Genomic DNA, 19,943 nt, shown 5'->3' on the forward strand with positions numbered 1-19,943 from the left:
CTGTCCTGACTCGAATTGCTTCAGGCCACAGACACCGGCATATCATCACTCCTGGAACAGAATCAGCTTGCAGCAGACCTATTGCAGTTCCGTACCCTTGTTTTTTGGTAATAAGTTCAGAAACTGAAACTGGGCTTTATGTTTGGCCTTATCCAGCTTGAAATAAAATGCTCCTTTTTTTGAAGCGGATTTATCTTTCTGACTCTGTTTGATCAACAGGCCGCTGGCAGATATTTTACGGATAAAATTTCTGTTGTCCACCAGCGTGTCGTAAACTTCTTCATAGAGCACCTGAAGTTGGGGAATGGTGAATTTTTTGGGTAGTAGCTCAAAAAGTATCGGTTCCAGAGCCGCTCTGTAACGAAGCTTATTAATGGCATCTTTCACCATCAGGTCATGATCAAATATCAGCGTGGGTACTGCTTTGAGCTCAAACCACTCTGCATGAAACCTGTCATTGATCTGGGTACTATACTTATTGATGTCGATTAATGCAAAATAAGCCACAGAGATAGTTCGTTCTATAGGGTCTCGGCTTAGCTCTCCGTAAGTTTTGAGTTGCTCCAGGTAAAGGTCATGTAAGCCGGTCAGCTCCAGTAGAATTCTTTTGGCAGCACCATCCAGGTTTTCATCGGCATGGACAAATCCCCCCATTAAACTCCAGTGGTCCTTGATCGGCTCAATAGCACGCTTGATGACCAACAGCTTTAGCTTTTCACCATCATATCCGAATATAATGCAGTCGACTGCTACCAGAATGGGGTTTTGACTAGCATATTTAGCCATAGTAGAGATTGGTTTAGATTGAATTTATGTAAAGACCTTAGATTTTCATGCTTGCCGCTCAGCCATTTTCAGCAACAGCGAAAGTAGGATTTTTTTTAAAATCTAAACTCTATTTAAAAACAAAAATAAATAAACGTTACAATGACGTTAATAAATTATTATTTTAGCACTTACCTAATAGAACTGTATGAAAAAGATAAAATTTGGAACGCTGAGTCTTCTTGGCATGTTGTTGTGCCTGCAAGCTTGTACCGGCCCAAACAAAACGAACACTAAAAATGCTAACCCCGATACCCTCGCTATGGACCAAAAAAAAGACCAGCAGATGAACCTGTATACACTCAGAAATAAGAACGGAAGTTCGGTGACCATTACCGACTATGGTGCCAGAATTGTATCCCTGACAGTCCCTGATAAAGACAATAAGCTGACAGATGTAGTTTTGGGTTATGCGAATTTGAAGTCCTATAAAAAACAGGGAGAGCCATTTTTCGGAGCCATTATCGGGAGGTATGGGAACCGGATCGGTAAAGGTAAATTCTCCCTTGACGAGGAAGTATATCAATTGCAACTAAATGATGGAAAGAATACCTTACATGGTGGGCTCGATGGTTTTCATGCGAAGACATGGCGTGTGAAGCAACAGGACTCCTCCAGAATTGATTTCTTTTATACTGCTGCGGATGGCGAGGGCGGTTACCCTGGGAAGCTAGATGTGCAGGTGACCTATACTTTCAGTGAGGACAATGCCCTAAAAATTCATTACCTGGCAACAAGTGATAAAAATACGGTTGTTAATTTAACCAATCATGCCTATTTCAATCTGAACGGGGAGGGGAATCCTTCTATTTTAGATCACCAACTCGCTATTCAAGCCGATGCTTATACGCCGGTAGACTCTACCCTAATTCCAACAGGTGCAATCACTTTAGTGAAGGGTACACCCTTTGATTTTACAAAAGCTAAAATGATAGGGAAGGACATTGATGAAAACAATCAGCAGCTGGGTTTTGGTAAAGGGTATGATCATAATTTTGTGCTAAATCGTCACACCTTGGAACAACCGGTGGCGCGTGTCAGTAGTCCTTTAACAGGTATTCGCATGGAGGTGTTTACCACTGAGCCAGGGCTTCAATTCTACAGCGGCAATTTTCTAACCGGAAAGGATAAAGATGGAAAAGGAGGGGTATCATATCCGTTTCGTTCAGCATTCTGTCTGGAAACCCAGCATTTTCCGGATTCCCCGAATAAGGAGAATTTTCCATCCACAGTTCTTAAACCAGGCGCTGAGTACCAAAGCACAACCATCTATAAATTCTCTAAGTGATAGTAAGACTACATTAAAACACTTTCATCTATACTCTTGAAAATCCCCGTAATCAGGAACCTTGTAGTCGTCCTGAGTTTACGGGGATTTTGATTATTAGGTTTTTCTTTAAGCTTTGGACAAAGATTCTTTGATGTTAGTTCCTTTACCAGAATCAGTCAAAGGTAGATAGGGCAACGTTGAATTGGATATGTTATTTGTTGATCGGAATGCGAATACCTTTTAAAGTCGGCACTACAGGAACAATATTTCCATCTGCATCAAAATCAAGTTTGTCAATGCAAACCTCCCTGTTGTAACCGGCTGCTTCGCCCATTTTTATTCCGTTTGGTCTAGTGAACCGGTGGTATACAATGTACCATTGATCTTTACCTGGAACCTGAATAACGGAATTGTGCCCGGTTGCGTAAATGCCTTCTTTTTCATTTTTAGTTAGTACTAGGTTTTTTTCAGGGACAGTAATTTTTCCGATTGGGGAATCCGATGTTCCGTAGCGCACGCCATAATTGGCGTCCCGAGTATCGTTTTCTGACCATAAAAAATAGTATTTTCCATTTCGGTAGAAAACTTCAGTGCCTTCACGATAGGTATGATCCGGTGTAATTATACTGACAGCGCTTGTGTCTATAGATATCATGTCCTCATTTAGTGGCGCTACAGCCATGTAACCATTCCCCCAGTACAGGTAACTTTTGCCTGTCCTTGGATCAGTAAATACATCAGGGTCAATCTCCTGGCCATCTTTAATGTTTTTAGGATGACCGGCAATGAGTGCTTTACCGCTATCGGTAAATGGGCCTGAAGGGTCGTCGGCCACTGCAACACCTATCTTCTGAGCTGCAGTGAAGTAATAATAATACCGGTACGCCCCGTTAATCTTTTTTTCTGCGATGCTCGGCGCCCAGGCATTGCTGGTTGCCCATTTCACATCTTTGGGCAGGTTAAGGATTATCCCTTCGTCTTTCCAGTCTGCAAGGTTTGCAGAAGAGAATGTCTTAAAATAATTGCCAGACCAACCCGTAAAGCCGTCACTGGTCGGGTAAATATGATATTTTCCTGTCTTATTGGAATAGATGATTTCCGGATCTGCATAATAACCATTGAGTATAGGGTTTAAATCAACAGCGCCTGTAATATTAAAAAATTTCGGTTGATGTCCGGGTACAGTCACTTTTACCCTGACAGGTCCTTTCGTTAAATTATAAGGGGCTTTTGGGCTAATCTGTATTCCGGGCAGCATGACAAATTCCGGATCCAGCGCTTTAAGCGACGAAGCTGTTTTCACCGGTAGATACAACCTGGCAGCAGCTGTATCTAGAACTACATTATTGAGTTTGATATTGGGACTTTGAACTGAACCTATAAACTGATCAGGACTGTACCATTTTCTTTGTAATCTGATGGCCTCCTGACTGGTGATTGGCAGTACAGTTCCGTGACGCGGATGAAAATTCATTCGAATGGAATTGTCCACTACTTTAAATTTTCTAAGATCTTTGCTCTGGGTAAACTGGTATTTTCCTTTTGTATACAGGTCATACATTAAAATATACCCCTTTCCATCGTTCAACTTGAAAACCCCGGAACCTTCTACCGGATCAGTCGTCTGCTGAACGCTACCCGGTTGCAAAACATACCCTTCTTTCAATTTGTCGGATATCGCAACCCTGATCCCCAGGTTCTTTCCTTCTGTTTTAAAAAACAGATGATATTTCCCCTGGTCATAAATGATATCCCCATCAATACATGCATGTCCTTCCGGATGGATAAAAAGTTGCTTTGGGGCTGTCTCCAGATCAGTAAAATTTTTATTTGCATAAGCCCAATAAATAATGTCAGGTCCATCACCGTGCTGCATTGACCAGTAAAGCATATACTTGCCGGCTTGAGGGTCATAGATGGTCTGAGGTGCCCACACACGGTTCAAATTTTCATTCCCTGGAAAGCGCTTTTGAATGTTTACTACACTTGAACTCCAGGTTAGCAGGTCATCTGATTTCAGCAGTACCATGGCCCGGTTGGAATTCCATCCCTTGGCAGATACCATATCAGTAACTACCATGTAGAAGCTTTTACCGTCAGCACCTCTTAAAATATGAGGGTCTCGTACTCCGCCTGTTGAACTGATGGCAGCCGAACTGATCACTGGTTGGTTATCATTCAGAGCGCGATAGACAAAGCCGTCCTTACTGAGGGCAAAACGGATAGATTCTTCAGATTTCTCGTTGCCGGTAAAATAGGCAAAGAGATAAGCAGTGCACTTGTTTGATTGTCCGCAGGCGAGACTAAACTGCAGCGTTACAGTAAAAAACAATAAAACGATTTTTAATTTGTATTTGTTCATTTTTCAATTTGTGTTAATCATGGTACCCAAGACGGCCTGAGTGTTGTTTTTATTGTCGGTAAGCTATATATTGAAATAGGACAGCGCTTTCAAACCTCGTTGTCCAGTAAAATTACGAATTTCAACAATGTACACAGGAAGGTGTTCAGGTACTAAAATGTATGTTTACGTATTCTTTTGGCGTCTTATTGGTGATGGATTTGAACTGCTTATGGAAACAGGTAACGTTGTTGAAGCCCGACTCATAACAAACCTCCTTAATGCCCATCTCTTTCTCCAACATCAGTTTCCTCGCATATCCTATACGGACTTCAGTCAGGAACAAAGAAAAGGTTTTTCCCGTGTGATTTTTAAAATACCTGCAGAATGAATGTGGAGTCAAATCCACCATTGCAGCAACTTCCTCCAAGCTAATTTTATGTTTGAAATTGCGAAGCACAAAATCATAAATTTTGTTCAGCCTCTCCTTTTTTGATAAACGGCGATCATATTTAAAACCCAAAGACGAAAGACATGGCAGTTTCTTAAAACTGGCAAAAGTTATCAGACAATCCAGCAATGCAATTATTTTTTGCATTCCGTCGAGCTGGTAAACACATTCTATTTTTTTCTGGATGATCGCAGCACGCTTCCCTGAAATCAGTATCCCGTTTCTTGCCTTGTCCAAAAGAAATTTTATAGAAGATACTTCCGGAAGCAATAGAAATTTCTCACCCATGAAATTATCCATAAAATGTATTACAGTGGAATAGGCTGCCCCTGGGTCCTCTATCTCATGCTGATCATATTTCCAATAATGAGGCAGATCTGTTCCGATTAAAACTACGTCACCGGCTTCAAAACGCTGGATATGGTCACCAATAAACTGTGTCCCGGAACCCTTGTGGAAGCAGATCAGTTCAATTTCCTTATGGTGATGCCAGGAATTATTGACGTTGGCAATGGTATCCTTTCTAACGCTAAAAGAGCGGTCTGCTTGATTGGGGATGCTTATTTTCCTGGGCTTCATGATGCTACATTTTTTGAGTTTGACATTTTAAAGCCAGTTTTGGATGCCGATTTTGAGTTTACTGACTACCTAAAGCATGCCTATGAATAACTCGGTAAAATGTCCTGATCAATCAATCTCAATACTGTTTTTTTAAAACGCAAGCTGCCACACTTGTTTAAATTGGTACTAAGATAGATAATAAATAATAAACGTCAAGTAAACGTTTATTATTTATTGAAAAGAGCTAAGGTAGGCGAGTCCAGTCATTACTGTATATTTCGCAGATAGTGGTTCTTCTCCACTTATGGTAGTGAACTTGGGGCCAGCTCATTCCGAAATGCCTTGACTAGCTATTCCGTGAAAATTTGACCGCGGATAAAGTGTCTATAAAATATTAACAATTCCGTTTGTTCTATAATTCTAGTATCCCATGGAGCTGATCCAAATGGAACAGAATCTCCATATTCGGTGGCTTTTGTTTAATTGTCCTTTTAAAAATTTGTCTTTTTATTTTTTACGATATACTAGTAATTAGTTACCCCGATGGGCAAAGAGATCGGCTTACCTTTATCGCAATAAGGGTTCTTAGCCATAGCTATCTTAATTGTAAGAATATTGACGTAATTTAGTAATTACCATGCTTTTCGTGAAAAGTGATTTTTCTATAATTATCGTTTGATATTTATCCATAAAAAATGAGGGGTTACAAATTTTTAATTACAGGCTTACTATTCAGTTCTTTCGCTGTTATTTCTTACAAAGATTGCAAGGCCACAGAGGTAGAATCTTCTATGCGCTACATTTCCAATGACCGGATAAAATTGGGAATAGATTTAGCGTTAGGCGGGGCAGTGACCTATCTTTCTGATCAGGAAAACGGGGGTAAAAATATGATAAATAGTTTCGATTGGGGCAGACAAATTCAAATGTCCTATTATAGCGGGCCATGGCCTTATATTGGTCCAAACGGTGAAAGACCAACTGCTGAGTGGGAGGGGTTGGGTTGGAATCCGATCCAGTCAGGTGATGCTGGAGGACATAGGTCCAAAGTAATTTCTTTTGAAAAAAAAGGTAATTACTCAATGCTGGTAAGGAGTATTCCTATGCAATGGCCTCATAAAACAGGTGTTCCGGGCGAGTGCATTTTTGAATGTTTGTATACTTTAAAAGGCAGTGTTGTGACCATGAAAGCTACCATTATAAACAATAGGTCAGATAAGACACAATATACCTCAAGCCCACAGGAAATGCCGGCTATCTATACCAATGGCAATTGGTACAAGGTTGTATCTTATTTGGGAGATAAACCATTTGAAGGAAAACCGACAACAACTATTGTTGATAAAACTGACAAAAAAGGCTGGCCTTGGGTACATTTTTATACTCCGGAAAACTGGGTAGCCTTACTGGACGATAAGGGATATGGAATCGGAGTTTTTCAGCCCGAAGTAATGACCTTTAATAGCGGATTTCATCCAAATGATTCATTAAAGGGATTTGGCGGTGAAAAGGATGTTCAGACGGGCCATATCGCTCCGATTGGACGACAAATTCTGGATCATAATATCAAATGGACTTACGAAACATCGCTTATACTAGGAACAGTTAAAGATATTCGCGGCTATGCAAAAAAACATTGGCAGATAACGGCCAATCCGCGCTGGAACTTTAAGAATAATAGAGAGAACTGGTACTACTCGGGCAGTATGACCGACTCCGGATTTCCCTTAAAAGGAGGATTGGATATTACGTTTAAGAAAAATTCTGCCCTGGTAAGTCCTGTAACTTTTTGGAAAGCGTCAGAAACAGCTTACCTGGAAATAGAAGCAGAAATAAACACCTCTGATAAAGAATTATCAATAGAAGTGGAAATTCAACCAACAGGTAAATCTGATTTAACAGATTGGTTGAATTGGACAGAAGGAGCGCATATTGTGGAAAATGAAAGAAAAATAAAAGCGGCAAGCTTTCCTGAAAGTCAGGCCATTTCCTCTCAGCATAAAATCGTTGCTGATGGCACAAGTAAAAAGTATCGGATCAATCTGTCAGATATAAAAGGATATACAGGAGCTATGAAAAATCTAAAGATTAAATTCTTGAATGATGGCAAGGCAAAGATTAAAAGCATACAATTAAATGATCGTAATTAGTTGTACCTGCCAGCAGTGACTCAATCGTTTGTTTCTTTGAGATTGGTATTTTCATCGCGCTAGACCTAAAACTAGTCCTCCAAGTTCGTTTCAACAATTAAATTGGCTGAATTAGCTAACGGTAAAAATGGGATTGAAGCCTAATTCTTCCTGAATTGTTTTCGTGAAAGCTTAACTAAAGAATTAAATTGTTTATTGAAATTAGATAAACTGTTGTAGCCGCTTTCATATGCAATTTCAAGGAAGGATTTGTCAGTTTCAATTCGTAGTCGTTTTGCATTACCAATCCTGGTTTTGTTTACAAATTGGGATCGCACACAAATCCCATTTTTTAGGATGAGCTAAATAACAAAGTATTTTTGAGCTATACAACAAATCTGTCTTGTGGTTTTTATGTGAACTTTGTTTAAAAAACATAAGGACATGAAAAGAATAGATCAGGCTTACATCAATGGCCAATTCATAACAACACATGGAACCGAGATTTTTGAGTTGGTTAATCCTACCAATAATCAAAAAATCGGCACATTAATTTTGGGCGATGCAAAGGACACTCAATTGGCCATCGCAGCAGCAAAAAAGGCTTTCAAAACTTTTTCTGCTACAAGTGTGACTGAGCGGATAGCGATACTCGAAAGACTAAAAAACGCAGTAAATAAAAGAAGGCAGGAACTTATCGATGTAATGGTGCTTGAATATGGGGGCACAAAGCAGTTTTGTACGATGAGTGTAGAAAATGCTATTTCAGCGTTCGACGATATGATCGCAACGTTGAAAGATTTTAAATTTCAACGGAAAGTAGGTAACAATACTTTGGTAGAGATGACACCAGTTGGTGTGGTGGGGATTATTACTCCCTGGAACTCTAGTAATAGTTTTATCTGTAGTAAACTGGCCGCTGCAATTGCCGCAGGCTGCACTGTTGTGGTAAAGCCTAGTGAGATGAGTGGCATGCAGACGGCACTCCTGGCTGAATGTTTTCATGAAGCCAATCTGCCTGAAGGCTTATGTAATATCGTAAATGGATTGGGAAATGTTGTAGGTACGGAAATTGTAACACACCCGGATATTGCAAAAATATCATTTACAGGATCGACATTAACAGGAAAACGAATTGCCCAAATGGCAGCTGATACCGTAAAGAGGGTTACATTGGAACTGGGAGGGAAGTCACCCAATATCTTACTGGAAGATACCAATTTTGAGGTGGCAATTCCACAGGCCATATTTGGCGCCTATATGAATAGCGGACAGGCATGCATAGCACCTACACGTTTATTGGTTCCGAAAGCTAAACTCGAAATTGTTAATCAACTGGCAAAAAGGGCTGTTGAAAGTGTAGTCGTTGGAAATCCGGCAGATGAAAAGACCAATGTGGGTCCCATGGTTTCAATAAAGCAGTATGAACGTGTACAACACTACATCAACCTTGGTCTTGAGGAAGGAGCAACCCTTTTAGCAGGAGGCTCAGGTAAGCCCGAAGGCTTGGAAGATGGAAATTTTGTTAAGGCTACAATTTTCACCAATGTCCGTAACGATATGCGCATTGCACAGGAAGAAATTTTCGGCCCGGTACTTTCTATTATTCCTTTTGAAAATGAAGACGAAGCCGTCTCTATAGCCAATGACACGACATATGGTTTGGCTGCATATATTACCTCTGCTGATGAAAACAGGGCTTTGCAGGTGGCTTCCCGAATTGATGCTGGTCGGATTTGCATTAATGGTTTCAAGCACGATCCTTTAGCGCCGTTTGGGGGATTCAAACAATCTGGGATTGGCAGGGAGTTTGGTACATTTGGATTGGAGGCTTATTTGGAGCCTAAAACGATATTGGTATAGGGATAAAATAATCTATATTGTAGATACTATGACTGCAAGTACTGAATACATCAATTATTCTTGTCATTTTACTGCCTTTCGAGAGGGCGAGCAGTTTGTTTCCCATTATGGACTGGGAATGGTCGTGTCTGGAGAAATGGAACTGAACGATGGAACTGAGCGTAAAATATTCAGAAAAGGGGATGTGTATCTAGTTAGAAAAAACCAGCTTTTAAAGTATGAAAAGAGACCAATAGTTGATGAAGAATTCAAATCACTATCGATTCGATTTGATGACAGGTTACTATATGAAGCGAGTGCTCAGGAAGAATTTGTGTTAAAGGAAAAAGTTGAAACAGCTGCGTTTATTGACTTGTCTGAGGTGCAGCATCTGCGTTATTTTATGGAATCGCTTTTGCAATATCGTGGTCTCTTAGAAAACAATGCCCCTGAACTGTTAAAACTAAAGCAAAGTGAGGCATTGCAATTGCTGTTTGCCCATAACAACAAACTTAAAGATATACTTTTTGATTTATCAGAGCCCTATAAGATCAATCTTGAAGCATTTATGCACAAAAATTACCATTTCAATGTCAAGCTAGAGCGCTTTGCTTACCTCACCGGACGTAGTTTAGCTACTTTTAAACGGGATTTTCAGAAAATATTTCAGCTATCTCCACGAACCTGGTTGCAAAAGCGGAGGTTAAAAGAAGCCTACTACCTGATCAAGCAAAAGAAATCACGACCATCCGAGATTTATCTGGATCTGGGCTTTGAGGATTTATCTCATTTTTCCTTCGCCTTTAAAAAAGAATTTGGCGTATCGCCATCACAAATAAATTAGTATTAAAAACAAGGAACGAACCCGGTTTGGCCAAGTCCCTTGTTTTCACTACAGAAATTGTCTCCTCATAAAAGGATGGATCCTTTTCTTTCAGAATGATTGAATTTTAAAAGCATGGAGACAATTATTGTGGTGCTGAAATTCTGGAACCCATCGGCAATATCCGCTCTTTATGATGAGTTAAAGAGCGGATAGTTTTTTTGTTTAATTAATAATCCAGGTTTTGTTGTAACACTGGTGCATTTCTGTCAATTTCTGTCTGAGGAATTGGCCAAAATTCATAATTGTCTTTGTAAATTGTCTTTACATTTGGGGTAAGTGGGTTTTGTACAAAACCATTTAGCTTTTGTTTAGCAATTCCCCATCTTCGCAGATCAAAGTAGCGTGAACCTTCCAGCGCAAGTTCTACACGACGTTCATGTCTGATACGTTCTCTCATATCTGCTTGGTTAAGTCCCGCTGGCAGAGGTGGCATATTAACACCTGGTCTGGCACGTACTTCGTTTACTTCTTTATACACGCTGGCGTCCGGACCCGTGGCCTCGTTTTGTGCTTCGGCGTACATGAGTTTAATATCCGCATACCTCAGTAGTACATAATCCTGATCACCAATGACTGATTCAGATGGGTCGGTTAATTTAGGATCTACCCACTTTTTTGCAGGATAGAACCCATTTACCCATTCATTTACTCCTGGAGTAGCTACAGTTGTGGTGTACGGCCAGCCTTGGGTCCTGGTATCGCCAGGGAAGAAGAAGGTCATTGTTTTTCTTGGGTCTCCTGTCTCATATTCGTTGATCAGGTCCTGCGTTCCCTGCACATCTTTCCATCCCGGCCCGATAAGGAATACATCCAGCGCACGAGGATGTTTAATTGCCGGTGCCTGAAACTGGACAGAAAACATAATTTCAGGGCTGGAGCGTTGGTCTGGTTTATAGAAATTACCTGGATAACTGCTGTTCAGGGAGAACAGTCCATCGGTAATGATAGTCTTTGCCATTGCCGCAGCTTCCGGGTATCGTTTCTCGAATAGCAGTGCCCGTACTTTGTAGCCCATAGCCGTGGCCTTCACCGCATGGCCATTATTGAATTTTACATTTGGCAGGTAGGCGATTGCAGAGTCCAGGTCTTGCTGGATCTGTTTTAAAATATCGGCTCTTGGTGATTTTTCTCTTGTGCTTTTGAAGCTTATTGACAATGGGTCTTCGGTTACCAAAGGGATATTCCCATAAGTTTGGGCCAGCCAGAAGTAATTGAAGGCACGTAAAAAGAAGGCTTCACCTTTGTAGTTTTTTAGTTTTTCACCAGATATGGCTTTTCCGATATTGGCCAGAAACGTGTTCGTAGCGGCAATTGCGACATAGCTTGCCGAGTATACACTCGAAGCAAAATTTCCACTGTTGGGTGAAAGCCCGGAAATCAGTGCATCCTGCGCACCACCAAGATTGTGTTGGCTATAAGAGTTGTCACTAAAATTGTCCCACCAGAAAGGCCCGTTATGGTACACATCTCCCGTGGCATATAATGTTCCGTAGAGACCCGTTAGTGCCAGATTAGCGTCAGCTTCGGTTTTCCAAAAGATAGTGGTGGACAATTTGCCTGGCGGATCAAGATCCAGCTTCTTGCAGGAAGCAAAACAAACCGCTCCGATAATCAGTGTGGGTATGATATATTTGATATAAGTTTTCATGTTTTTGATTTTAAAGATTAGAACTGAACTGATGCGCCGAAGGTGAATGTCCTGTTCTGCGGGTAATTGGCAAAACCATACCATGCATCAGGCTTGTTGTTGATGTCTTGTCTTTCAGGGTCAGTTCCCTGTTTTAATGGGGTAAATAACGCAAGGTTATCCACTGCAGTGTACACTCTGATGGCTTTTATCCCTTTTATCCATTTTTCAGGAATCGTATATCCAACCTGGAGATTCTTGATGCGCAGGAAGCTGGCATTGTACAGGTGAAAAGTACTCTGGTAATTGGTGATTCTCGGATAACCGTAAAAACCCATGTAGATTTTAGGCATGGTGGTAGAAGGGTTCGTAGGAGTCCAACGGTTCAGCCAATCGGTGGTTGGTGGCGCCCCTTGGGCAAAAGGATCTGTACCCCATTTGTACAGGTACAATTTGTTGCCGTAGGATCCATACAACTGTATGCTCGCATCAAAATTTTTCCATTTGGCACCCATAGTATAGGAGTATTCGAATTTGGGATATTGTCCGGGCATTACACTACGGTCATTTGCATCAACCTTACCATCACCTGTAATGTCTTTATAACGGATGTCACCAGGAGTAGGGGTACCTCCAAGAGAGGACTGGTCCGGAGCATTGTTGATCTCATTCTGATTTTGGAAAATGCCGTCCATTGTATACAGGTAGAAGGAATTGATGGGCTGACCATTTTGCATGATGGTTTGTCCGTCTGGCCCAGTTATCTCAGGGTTTCCGAATGATTCCAGCTTGTTTTTATAAGACTGGAAGTTGGCCACGGCGTAATAGCTGAAATCACTTCCTATCTTGTCCTGATACTTCAGGCTAAACTCAAACCCCTTATTTCGTACAGAACCATTATTTACCGTTGGTGGGTTTACACCTAGCCATAATGCTACCTGAGAATTTCTTAAAATATCATAAGTGTACTTGTTGAACCAGTCAGCAGTAAAGTTCAGTTTATTGTTGAAGGCGGAAATGTCCAAACCCAGGTCAAATACACGTGAGGACTCCCAAGTGAGGCTAGGATCCACAGCATTGTTGGCTACAAACCCTGAACTCACATTACCTGCAAAGGCATAAGAATTTTGAGTCAATATGTACTGATAAGGATATTCAGGAATGTTTTGATTGCCCAGTTCTCCCCATGAACCCCGTATTTTCAAGTCATTCAGCCAATCTACATCTTTCAGGAAATTTTCTTTTGATAAGCGCCATCCTGCTGAAAAGGAATAAAACAGACCCCAGCGTGTATCACTAGGTAAACGCGAGGTGCCGTCATACCTTACACTACTTCCCAGTAAGTATTTGTCATCATAATCGTAGTTTACATTACCGTAGAACGAGCGAATCGCCCATTCAGATGAAGAACCAGCATTGGTTTGTCCATTTGCAGAACCTGCGTTCAGTTCGGTCAGTGAGTTTGCAGCATAGTCGTTACGCGCAGCATTCACATAGGTGTATTTATTGGTTTCCTGCTGCACACCGGCCAATAAAGTAAGGCTGTGCTTGTCAAATGTTTTCCTATAATTGAACTGACTGTAAATGGTGGTATGGATCTCATCGTTCTGATTGGTAGAAAGACCAAGATTTCCATTGTAATTTCCTGCAAAAGAAAGATCACTATAGTAATAGAGTGGAATTACCGGAACAAAATTCTTCACTTTATTTAGCTCGAAATTGATACCGCCTCTGTTTTCCCATTTTAAATCCTTGGTGATGTCTATATCCAGAGATAAGTTTCCTTGTCCGTAATAGTTGGGGTTTTTAGCTTGTATCTCCTTAGCCACAAGAATGGCATTTTTGTTTCCAAGCTCACCTGAATAGGCCCTGGTGATCCATTTTCCATCAGCTGCCTGAGGAGGGTATAGAGGAGATTGAGACATCGCAGAAATGTACTGATCGGTACTGCTGCCCGCAAACCCGCGGTTGCCATACCTGAACTGCATGTCCGTACCCAGGGTCACACGTTTGTGAACCTTTGAAGACAGACCAAAATTGAGGGTGTATTTTTCATAATCATAACCCAGCATGGTGCCCGGCTGATCGGTATACCCTAATCCAAGGCTATAGGTGGTTTCTTCCTTCCCGCCACTTAAGTTCAAATAATGGTTTTGCGTGTTTACTGTTCTAAAGAGGTCGCCCAACCAGTCGTAGTTTGGATACTTTACGCGGTCAGTAGCATTTTTATAGAGGTCAATCTGCGCCTGGGTATAAAAAGAAGGGCTACCTGAATTGACCAATGCTTCATTCATCAGCGACATGAAGGTCGCCGAATTAGTAATCAGCTTCGGTAACCGGGTTGGAGATGAGATGCCAAGACTATAGTCGTAGGAAAGCTTGAATCCTCCACTCTGACCCTTTTTGGTTTTAACAACGATCACACCATTCGCTCCTCTGGAACCATAGATTGCCGCAGATGCGGCATCTTTCAATACGGTGATGGATTCTATATCATTTGGATTGATAACCGATAAGCTTCCGGGCAATCCGTCCACAATAATCAGCGGATTGGTACCAGCACCGCTAAAAGTCCCGACACCGCGTATTCTAAGCTGGGTGCTTTCATTTCCGGGCTCAGCTGAATTCTGGATCACCGATAATCCCGGCAACTGACCCTGGAGTAGTGAGGTAGGATCAGTAGCGACACGTTTGGTCAGCTCTTCTCCCTGTACGGAGACGATAGCGCTGGTTAGCTTGTGCTTGCTCTGTGTTGAATAACCTGTTACCACTATTTCTCCAAGTGCCTGCTTATCTTCTATCATGGTTACGTTTAGTGTACTTTGTCCATTTAAGACAATTTCCTGAGTTGAGAATCCCACATAGCTAAAAGTTAGGGTGCCTTTGCCTTCAGGAACATTTAGTACATATTTACCGTCATTTGCAGTAATTGCTCCTATGGCAGTTCCTTTCAATTTAACACTTACACCGGGTAGGGGATTGCCATTTTGATCACTGACTTTTCCTGTTACGTTGATGAAGGCCAGCCGCTCAGATATCGGCCTAGCGATGATGGAAATGGTTTTCTTATTGATGAGATAGGTGAAAGGTTGTTCGGCAAAGAACTTATCCAATGCTTGTGATAAAGGCATATTCTCTACCGACAGGGAGACCGGTTTGGCCATGCTGATCAGCTGAGAGCTATACAGAAAATCATAACCACTTTGTCGCTGAATTTCGAAGACGACCTTTTCAAATTGAACGTCTCTCACATGGAGGGTTATTTTTTGAGCAAAAGAACTTGCACTAACCTGCATAATTGCAATTAACAATAGCGCAAAGGTTAGTTTCATAATCCTGAAAATTTTAAAATAAGCATGACGATGCGTTCTGAGCTTTAAATCAGTAAATATTTTATACATTTGGTTGTTGGGTTTAATTTAAAAATTGATTGTTCCACAATTGATATTTGGTTATGCTAACTCAGCGAAAGCTGGATGATCAGGGGCGGTACGAACGCTCCTGATTCATTAAAGATAACCGGTGTGTTTGCTGTATTATGCCATCACGATTATCCTCCTTCCTTCAATTTTAAAGTGAATGTTTCCTGTTAGTTCCAATCCCTTCAAGAGTTCATTGATGTCTTTATTTTTTGCATAAATCCCTCCGAAATTCTTGTGTTCCATGTTACCGCGATACTCTACATCTACATCATACCATCTGCTGATCTGGGTCATGACCGCCTGAATGTTGTCATTCCTGAAAATAAAGTAGCCATTTTTCCATGCAATGACCTGATCGGCATCTACTTTCCTGGTTTGAATTCTGCCGCTAGGATTTCCTGCTATTGCCTGCTCACCCGGAATGAGTAGGACAGATGATCTTTCATTTGTGACACGTATGGAACCTTCCAATAAAGTGGTTTTGATCTCTGGATCTTCTTTATAGCAATTGATATTGAAATGCGTTCCCAATACCTTTGCTGTCATTTTATTCGTCTCCACAACAAATGGCATGCGCTTGTTTTTTGCCACTTCAAAATAAGCCTCACCTTTAAGTTTAACTTTTCGCTGCCCGCCGCTGAAGGCAACCGGATAGGTTAAAGAGGATTCTGAATTCAGCCATACGCTCGTACCGTCGGGAAGGGATATAGTATATTTCCCACCTCTTGGAATGGTAATGGTATTTATCGCATTTGAGTCAGGTTTATCCGGTTTCCCGGTAGGATCATAGGTCAATAGGCCATTTTTTATTTTTTTGATTGACACTTGTGAGGACTTAGCGATCTCTCCATTTTTGGCGTCATTCAAAATCACCTCAGACCCGTCACTTAGGGTCAGTATAGCCATATTACTACCTGGTTTGATGCGCTTGCTTTTAGCAATTCCCTGGCTTTTTGGAATCAGTTTTTCCGGCTGTTTCTTAATGAATAATGTGCCTATCGTCAGTATGATGGCCGAAATGGCTGCTGCAGCAATCCACCATTTTAGTTTAAAGGTTTTTCTCTCTTTTTGTGCAATGGTAGTGTCTATCCGCCCGAGTATCCTATTTTTGATGAGCTCCTCATCAAGAGATAAATCGCTTGGCTTTTCACCTTCGAGAACAAAATTGTCTCTGTATTGCAGGAGTAAAAGCACTTCATCAGGGCTTGCGTTTCCTGCGATATACTTCTCATACAATAGGATATACTGTTCAGGGGTCATACTTATTTGGTTAATAAGTATAATGAGTCAGAAATTGAGACGGAACACACATACTTTTGAAAATATATTTTCATACTAAAAATGAGCGGTTTGTTGTTGAATGATTTATCATAAACTATTGTTACTTTTAGTTAACCAAATATTTATGATGAGTCAGCTTACGGACAAAGAATTATGGGACCAGGTTGGTTTGGATAGTTCCTCGGCTTTTCATGTTTTGTATGACCGACACTGGAAGAAAATTTATAAAACGTGCTGTCACTATATGAGAGACAATACTACCGCTGAAGAGATCACGCATGATGTATTTGTCGCATTGTGGACAAGACGGCACTTCCTGAAGATTGAGAACTTCCAGAATTACCTGCATGTTACTGCCCGCTACCATGTTTTTAAATTCCTGAGGGCTGTAAAAATCAACTGTATAGAATATATTGATGCCTATCAGCAGCACAATACCCAGTTAACCTATAACCTTGCTGATCAGAAATTAGAAGAAGAAGATCTGGAGTCAAAGCTTGCTGAAATCCTGGAAGGATTGCCTGCGAGATGCCAGGAGATCTTTTGGTTAAGTAGGGTGGAGAACCTAACCAATACCGAAATTGCCGAAAAGTTAACCATATCAAAAAGAACGGTTGAAAACCAGATTACAGCAGCCTTAAAACATCTAAGGGCGGTGTATCCGCAATCGGCTCATTCCCTTGTATCTGCTTTTTTCCTGTACGCGCTGTTAAAATATTGATTAAAGATTCCTATTCTATTTGCTATTCATTAAAAGAAACAACATTCATCGGCTGTCTCTTTCTCTAACCTTTTGTAATGAAGTACCTGGTGTGAAGTCTGGACTTTTTAATCTTTATGGAAATTCAATGCGCTGAAATCAGCGAAGATGATTCTTACAGAGCCGACTATTTCTAGCTCTTTTTCTGTAGGGAAGCTAGAGAAATGCACTTTTGAAAATGAGTTTCCCAAATCCCGGAATGTGAGCATTCTGTTTTTTTGAGAAAAAGTGGTTCCTCCATACTTTTTCTTAAAAATACAATCTGTTCATGGTTTGAAGATTAAATGCTAATGAGAATTTTTATAAAGGAATCTTTTGTAACAATGGAACGATGTTTTCTAATGACTTCTGAAGCATAGCTTCCTGTTTTTTCTGATCTGAAGGTCTTGAAATAAGATTGGTAATCCAGTTGCTATTTTTATAAATAGCTATAGTAAGTTTTGTTTCCCTGTCAGCTTGTTTGATCAGGGTGAAATAAATTACCTGATCTCCTTTTTCATTCGTTTCACTGAACTCTATTCTATCATCTGTATAGGAATAGCTGCTGGAATAGTACAGTGTTTTTCCGCTGTTTAATGTCCATTTGCTCTTCATACCCATCCTTGGCAAAAAGTGATGGAGTTCCTCTACTTTTTCTACACCTTCCCACCAGAGGTGGCGGAATTCAAATGCACCTGTAGCATGAAATAAGGTAATGATGTCAGTATTATAGACACTTGAAGCAGACTGCATTTTCTTTTTTCCGGAAAGGCTTAACGGGGGTAATGGATCATCAGAGATTTCATTTTTTAATTCGCTAAGTTGTGTGTAATGAAAGTGTATTTCTCCAGACTCTGTCTGCTTCATGCTGTCAGTCCAAATCATCCATTCTGTAAAATCAGTAGGAGGGAGATGATTTAGGAGGCCTTCCGTAACCAACCAATACTCATGCTGCGCAATGTCGTTCTTCAACAATTGGTGTGCTACAATGACGTCTTTACCAATTAGCTTGCTGAAGTTCTTTACATTGTATTTAGTGAATTCTCCATAGTGTGTAATGACTTTTAAGGAAAGGCTGGCTGCAGAAGTACAAGCCTTGCATTGGCAATACCTCCTCTGATCATACGCCATCAGATTTTTGTGAAACTGGCAAAACATCTGCGCCACTTGCTGATACAATTCTTTAAGTTGCGGCGGTTCTCCGAATTTATAAAAAAGGATGGCATCGCCTTCTACTTCAGAAACTTCAAGTCCCATTTGATTTGCATTAATGATCAATTCAAGCAATTCTTGTATGATCACTCGGCTATGGTTAATTTCAGATTCTATAACAAATCGGGTAAAGCCACTAATGTCAGGGATAAAAAGCAGGCCTTTTGTTTCCATTTTCTATTAAAGTTACAAACAATAAATACATTAGGCAATCCTCCTTATTAAATTGTACTGATAAAAACTAGCATTGAAAAGAAGGAAATTGTCACATACTTACTTGCTACGTTCATACACTTCATTTTGACATGGACAATTTTTTAGTAACTGTGAAATGACAGATTAGATTTTCAACTGACTGAAAAATCTGATTTTCTTTACAAAGTAAGCATACACTATACTTGCCGGATATTGGCCAACATGTTTTTGAAAGCCAATCTGTTTAGCTGTTCTTTTCTTTGCATTGGCAGATAGGCTTTTAAGGAAATGAAAATGCGCTTTATTGATAGCAAATGCAAAATCTGTTTTCCCTTGCAGCAAAAAGTGAATCCAAGCAACAAAATCAATGCACATTCTGATGAATATTCTTGAATAAGCATCGCCTAACGGCAGATTTTTTTGAAGAATGATGAGGTTGTTTCTGAAATTTAAATAGGTTTTATAAGGATTGTTTGCGCTCAAAGTACCACCGCCAACGTGGTATATTTCTGCGTCGGCACAATAAACTACTTTGTAGCCAAGGTTTTTTAAGCGCCAGCAAAGGTCTATTTCTTCCATATGCGCAAAAAAATCAGGATCTAAACCTCCAACTTCTTTCCATTGCTTGCTTTTTATGAATAGAGCAGCACCGCTGGCCCAGAATATCTCTGATGAATTGTTGTACTGACCATGATCTGCTTCGACAGTTTCGAACAGCCTGCCTCTGCAAAATGGAAACCCATGAAGATCAAGGTAGCCTCCGGCAGCTCCGGCGTATTCAAAATCATTTCTGTTCTTTTGCCACTTTATTTTAGGTTGCGCCGCAGCTATAAGATCATCGCTCTCCATCAAATCTATAACCGGTTGAATCCAATTTGGTGGAACTTCTACGTCTGAATTTAACAGCACATAATAATCAGCATCTACTTGCTCTAATAATCTGCGATAGCCTTCAGCAAATCCATAGTTGCCATCGTTCTGTATAATCCTGATATCAGGATAATTGCTGCGTACAAACTCAACTGAATTGTCGGTTGAAGCATTGTCGCCAACTATTAATTGTAAATTATTGTATTTAGATTGAATTACGCCGGGTAAAAATTGCTGAAGCAAAGCCTGCCCATTCCAATTCAAAATCACTACTGCTACACTTGGTTCCATT

15 protein-coding genes are annotated in these 19,943 nt (G+C 40.6%); 5 read left to right on the top strand and 10 right to left on the bottom strand.

Annotated features, from left to right (window positions below):
- Nucleotides 1-78 precede the first annotated feature (78 nt).
- Nucleotides 79-786, bottom strand: coding sequence for an NUDIX hydrolase (locus HQN83_RS03685; RefSeq protein ID WP_173088672.1), 708 nt, complete (start codon nt 784-786; stop codon nt 79-81).
- Between the two features lie 187 nt (nt 787-973).
- Here HQN83_RS03685 and HQN83_RS03690 point away from each other — a divergent pair, with 187 nt between their 5' ends.
- Nucleotides 974-2,113 (top strand): aldose epimerase family protein, encoded by a 1,140-nt coding sequence (locus HQN83_RS03690; RefSeq protein ID WP_173088674.1) that lies wholly within the window; start codon nt 974-976, stop codon nt 2,111-2,113.
- Between the two features lie 193 nt (nt 2,114-2,306).
- Here the strand turns inward: HQN83_RS03690 and HQN83_RS03695 are convergent, their stop codons facing one another.
- Both HQN83_RS03695 and HQN83_RS03700 read right to left on the bottom strand, forming a co-directional pair.
- A complete protein-coding gene (locus tag HQN83_RS03695) occupies nt 2,307-4,457 on the bottom strand; it encodes a family 43 glycosylhydrolase (RefSeq protein ID WP_173088676.1) in 2,151 nt (716 codons plus the stop codon).
- Nucleotides 4,458-4,602: 145 nt separating this feature from the next.
- Nucleotides 4,603-5,466 carry an AraC family transcriptional regulator gene (locus tag HQN83_RS03700; protein ID WP_173088678.1) on the bottom strand — a complete coding sequence of 288 codons (864 nt, stop codon included), beginning with the start codon at nt 5,464-5,466 and terminating at the stop codon, nt 4,603-4,605.
- A 677-nt stretch (nt 5,467-6,143) separates the two neighbouring features.
- Between HQN83_RS03700 and HQN83_RS03705 the strand changes: the two genes are divergently transcribed.
- Nucleotides 6,144-7,598 carry a hypothetical protein gene (locus HQN83_RS03705; RefSeq protein ID WP_173088680.1) on the top strand — a complete coding sequence of 485 codons (1,455 nt, stop codon included), beginning with the start codon at nt 6,144-6,146 and terminating at the stop codon, nt 7,596-7,598.
- 140 nt (nt 7,599-7,738) lie between these two features.
- Here HQN83_RS03705 and HQN83_RS25495 read toward each other — a convergent pair whose 3' ends face one another.
- A complete protein-coding gene (locus HQN83_RS25495; RefSeq protein WP_173088682.1) occupies nt 7,739-7,915 on the bottom strand; it encodes a helix-turn-helix domain-containing protein in 177 nt (58 codons plus the stop codon).
- Between the two features lie 106 nt (nt 7,916-8,021).
- On the opposite strand from HQN83_RS25495, the gene HQN83_RS03715 reads away from it, so the two are divergent.
- Entirely contained in the window at nt 8,022-9,440 is a 1,419-nt protein-coding gene (locus tag HQN83_RS03715; RefSeq protein ID WP_173088684.1) for an aldehyde dehydrogenase family protein, read from the top strand.
- Between the two features lie 28 nt (nt 9,441-9,468).
- Nucleotides 9,469-10,263, top strand: a complete 795-nt coding sequence (locus tag HQN83_RS03720) for a helix-turn-helix domain-containing protein (RefSeq protein WP_173088686.1) — start codon at nt 9,469-9,471, stop codon at nt 10,261-10,263.
- Nucleotides 10,264-10,471: 208 nt separating this feature from the next.
- On the opposite strand, the gene HQN83_RS03725 is transcribed toward HQN83_RS03720, so the two are convergent.
- The 3 genes from HQN83_RS03725 to HQN83_RS03735 all read right to left on the bottom strand — a co-directional run bounded on the left by HQN83_RS03725 (nt 10,472) and on the right by HQN83_RS03735 (nt 16,614).
- A complete protein-coding gene (locus tag HQN83_RS03725; protein ID WP_173088688.1) occupies nt 10,472-11,953 on the bottom strand; it encodes a RagB/SusD family nutrient uptake outer membrane protein in 1,482 nt (493 codons plus the stop codon).
- A 17-nt stretch (nt 11,954-11,970) separates the two neighbouring features.
- Entirely contained in the window at nt 11,971-15,264 is a 3,294-nt protein-coding gene (locus HQN83_RS03730) for a TonB-dependent receptor (protein ID WP_173088690.1), read from the bottom strand.
- A gap of 204 nt (nt 15,265-15,468) precedes the next feature.
- Entirely contained in the window at nt 15,469-16,614 is a 1,146-nt protein-coding gene (locus tag HQN83_RS03735; RefSeq protein WP_173088692.1) for a FecR family protein, read from the bottom strand.
- 145 nt (nt 16,615-16,759) lie between these two features.
- Here HQN83_RS03735 and HQN83_RS03740 point away from each other — a divergent pair, with 145 nt between their 5' ends.
- Nucleotides 16,760-17,356: an RNA polymerase sigma-70 factor gene (locus HQN83_RS03740; RefSeq protein ID WP_173088694.1), complete on the top strand. Its 597-nt coding sequence runs from the start codon at nt 16,760-16,762 to the stop codon at nt 17,354-17,356.
- A gap of 107 nt (nt 17,357-17,463) precedes the next feature.
- Here the strand turns inward: HQN83_RS03740 and HQN83_RS03745 are convergent, their stop codons facing one another.
- From HQN83_RS03745 to HQN83_RS03755, 3 genes are all read right to left on the bottom strand, one after another.
- Nucleotides 17,464-17,604 (bottom strand): hypothetical protein, encoded by a 141-nt coding sequence (locus HQN83_RS03745; RefSeq protein ID WP_173088696.1) that lies wholly within the window; start codon nt 17,602-17,604, stop codon nt 17,464-17,466.
- 91 nt (nt 17,605-17,695) lie between these two features.
- On the bottom strand, nt 17,696-18,760 hold the full coding sequence (locus HQN83_RS03750) for a DUF2652 domain-containing protein (protein WP_173088698.1): 1,065 nt from the start codon (nt 18,758-18,760) through the stop codon (nt 17,696-17,698).
- Nucleotides 18,761-18,925: 165 nt separating this feature from the next.
- Complete coding sequence (locus HQN83_RS03755; RefSeq protein WP_173088700.1) at nt 18,926-19,942, bottom strand: glycosyltransferase family 2 protein; 1,017 nt, start codon at nt 19,940-19,942, stop codon at nt 18,926-18,928.
- Nucleotide 19,943 lies beyond the last annotated feature (1 nt).

Origin of the sequence: Pedobacter foliorum (genome assembly GCF_013266735.1) — a bacterium.
Taxonomy (GTDB): Bacteria; Bacteroidota; Bacteroidia; order Sphingobacteriales; family Sphingobacteriaceae; genus Pedobacter; species Pedobacter foliorum.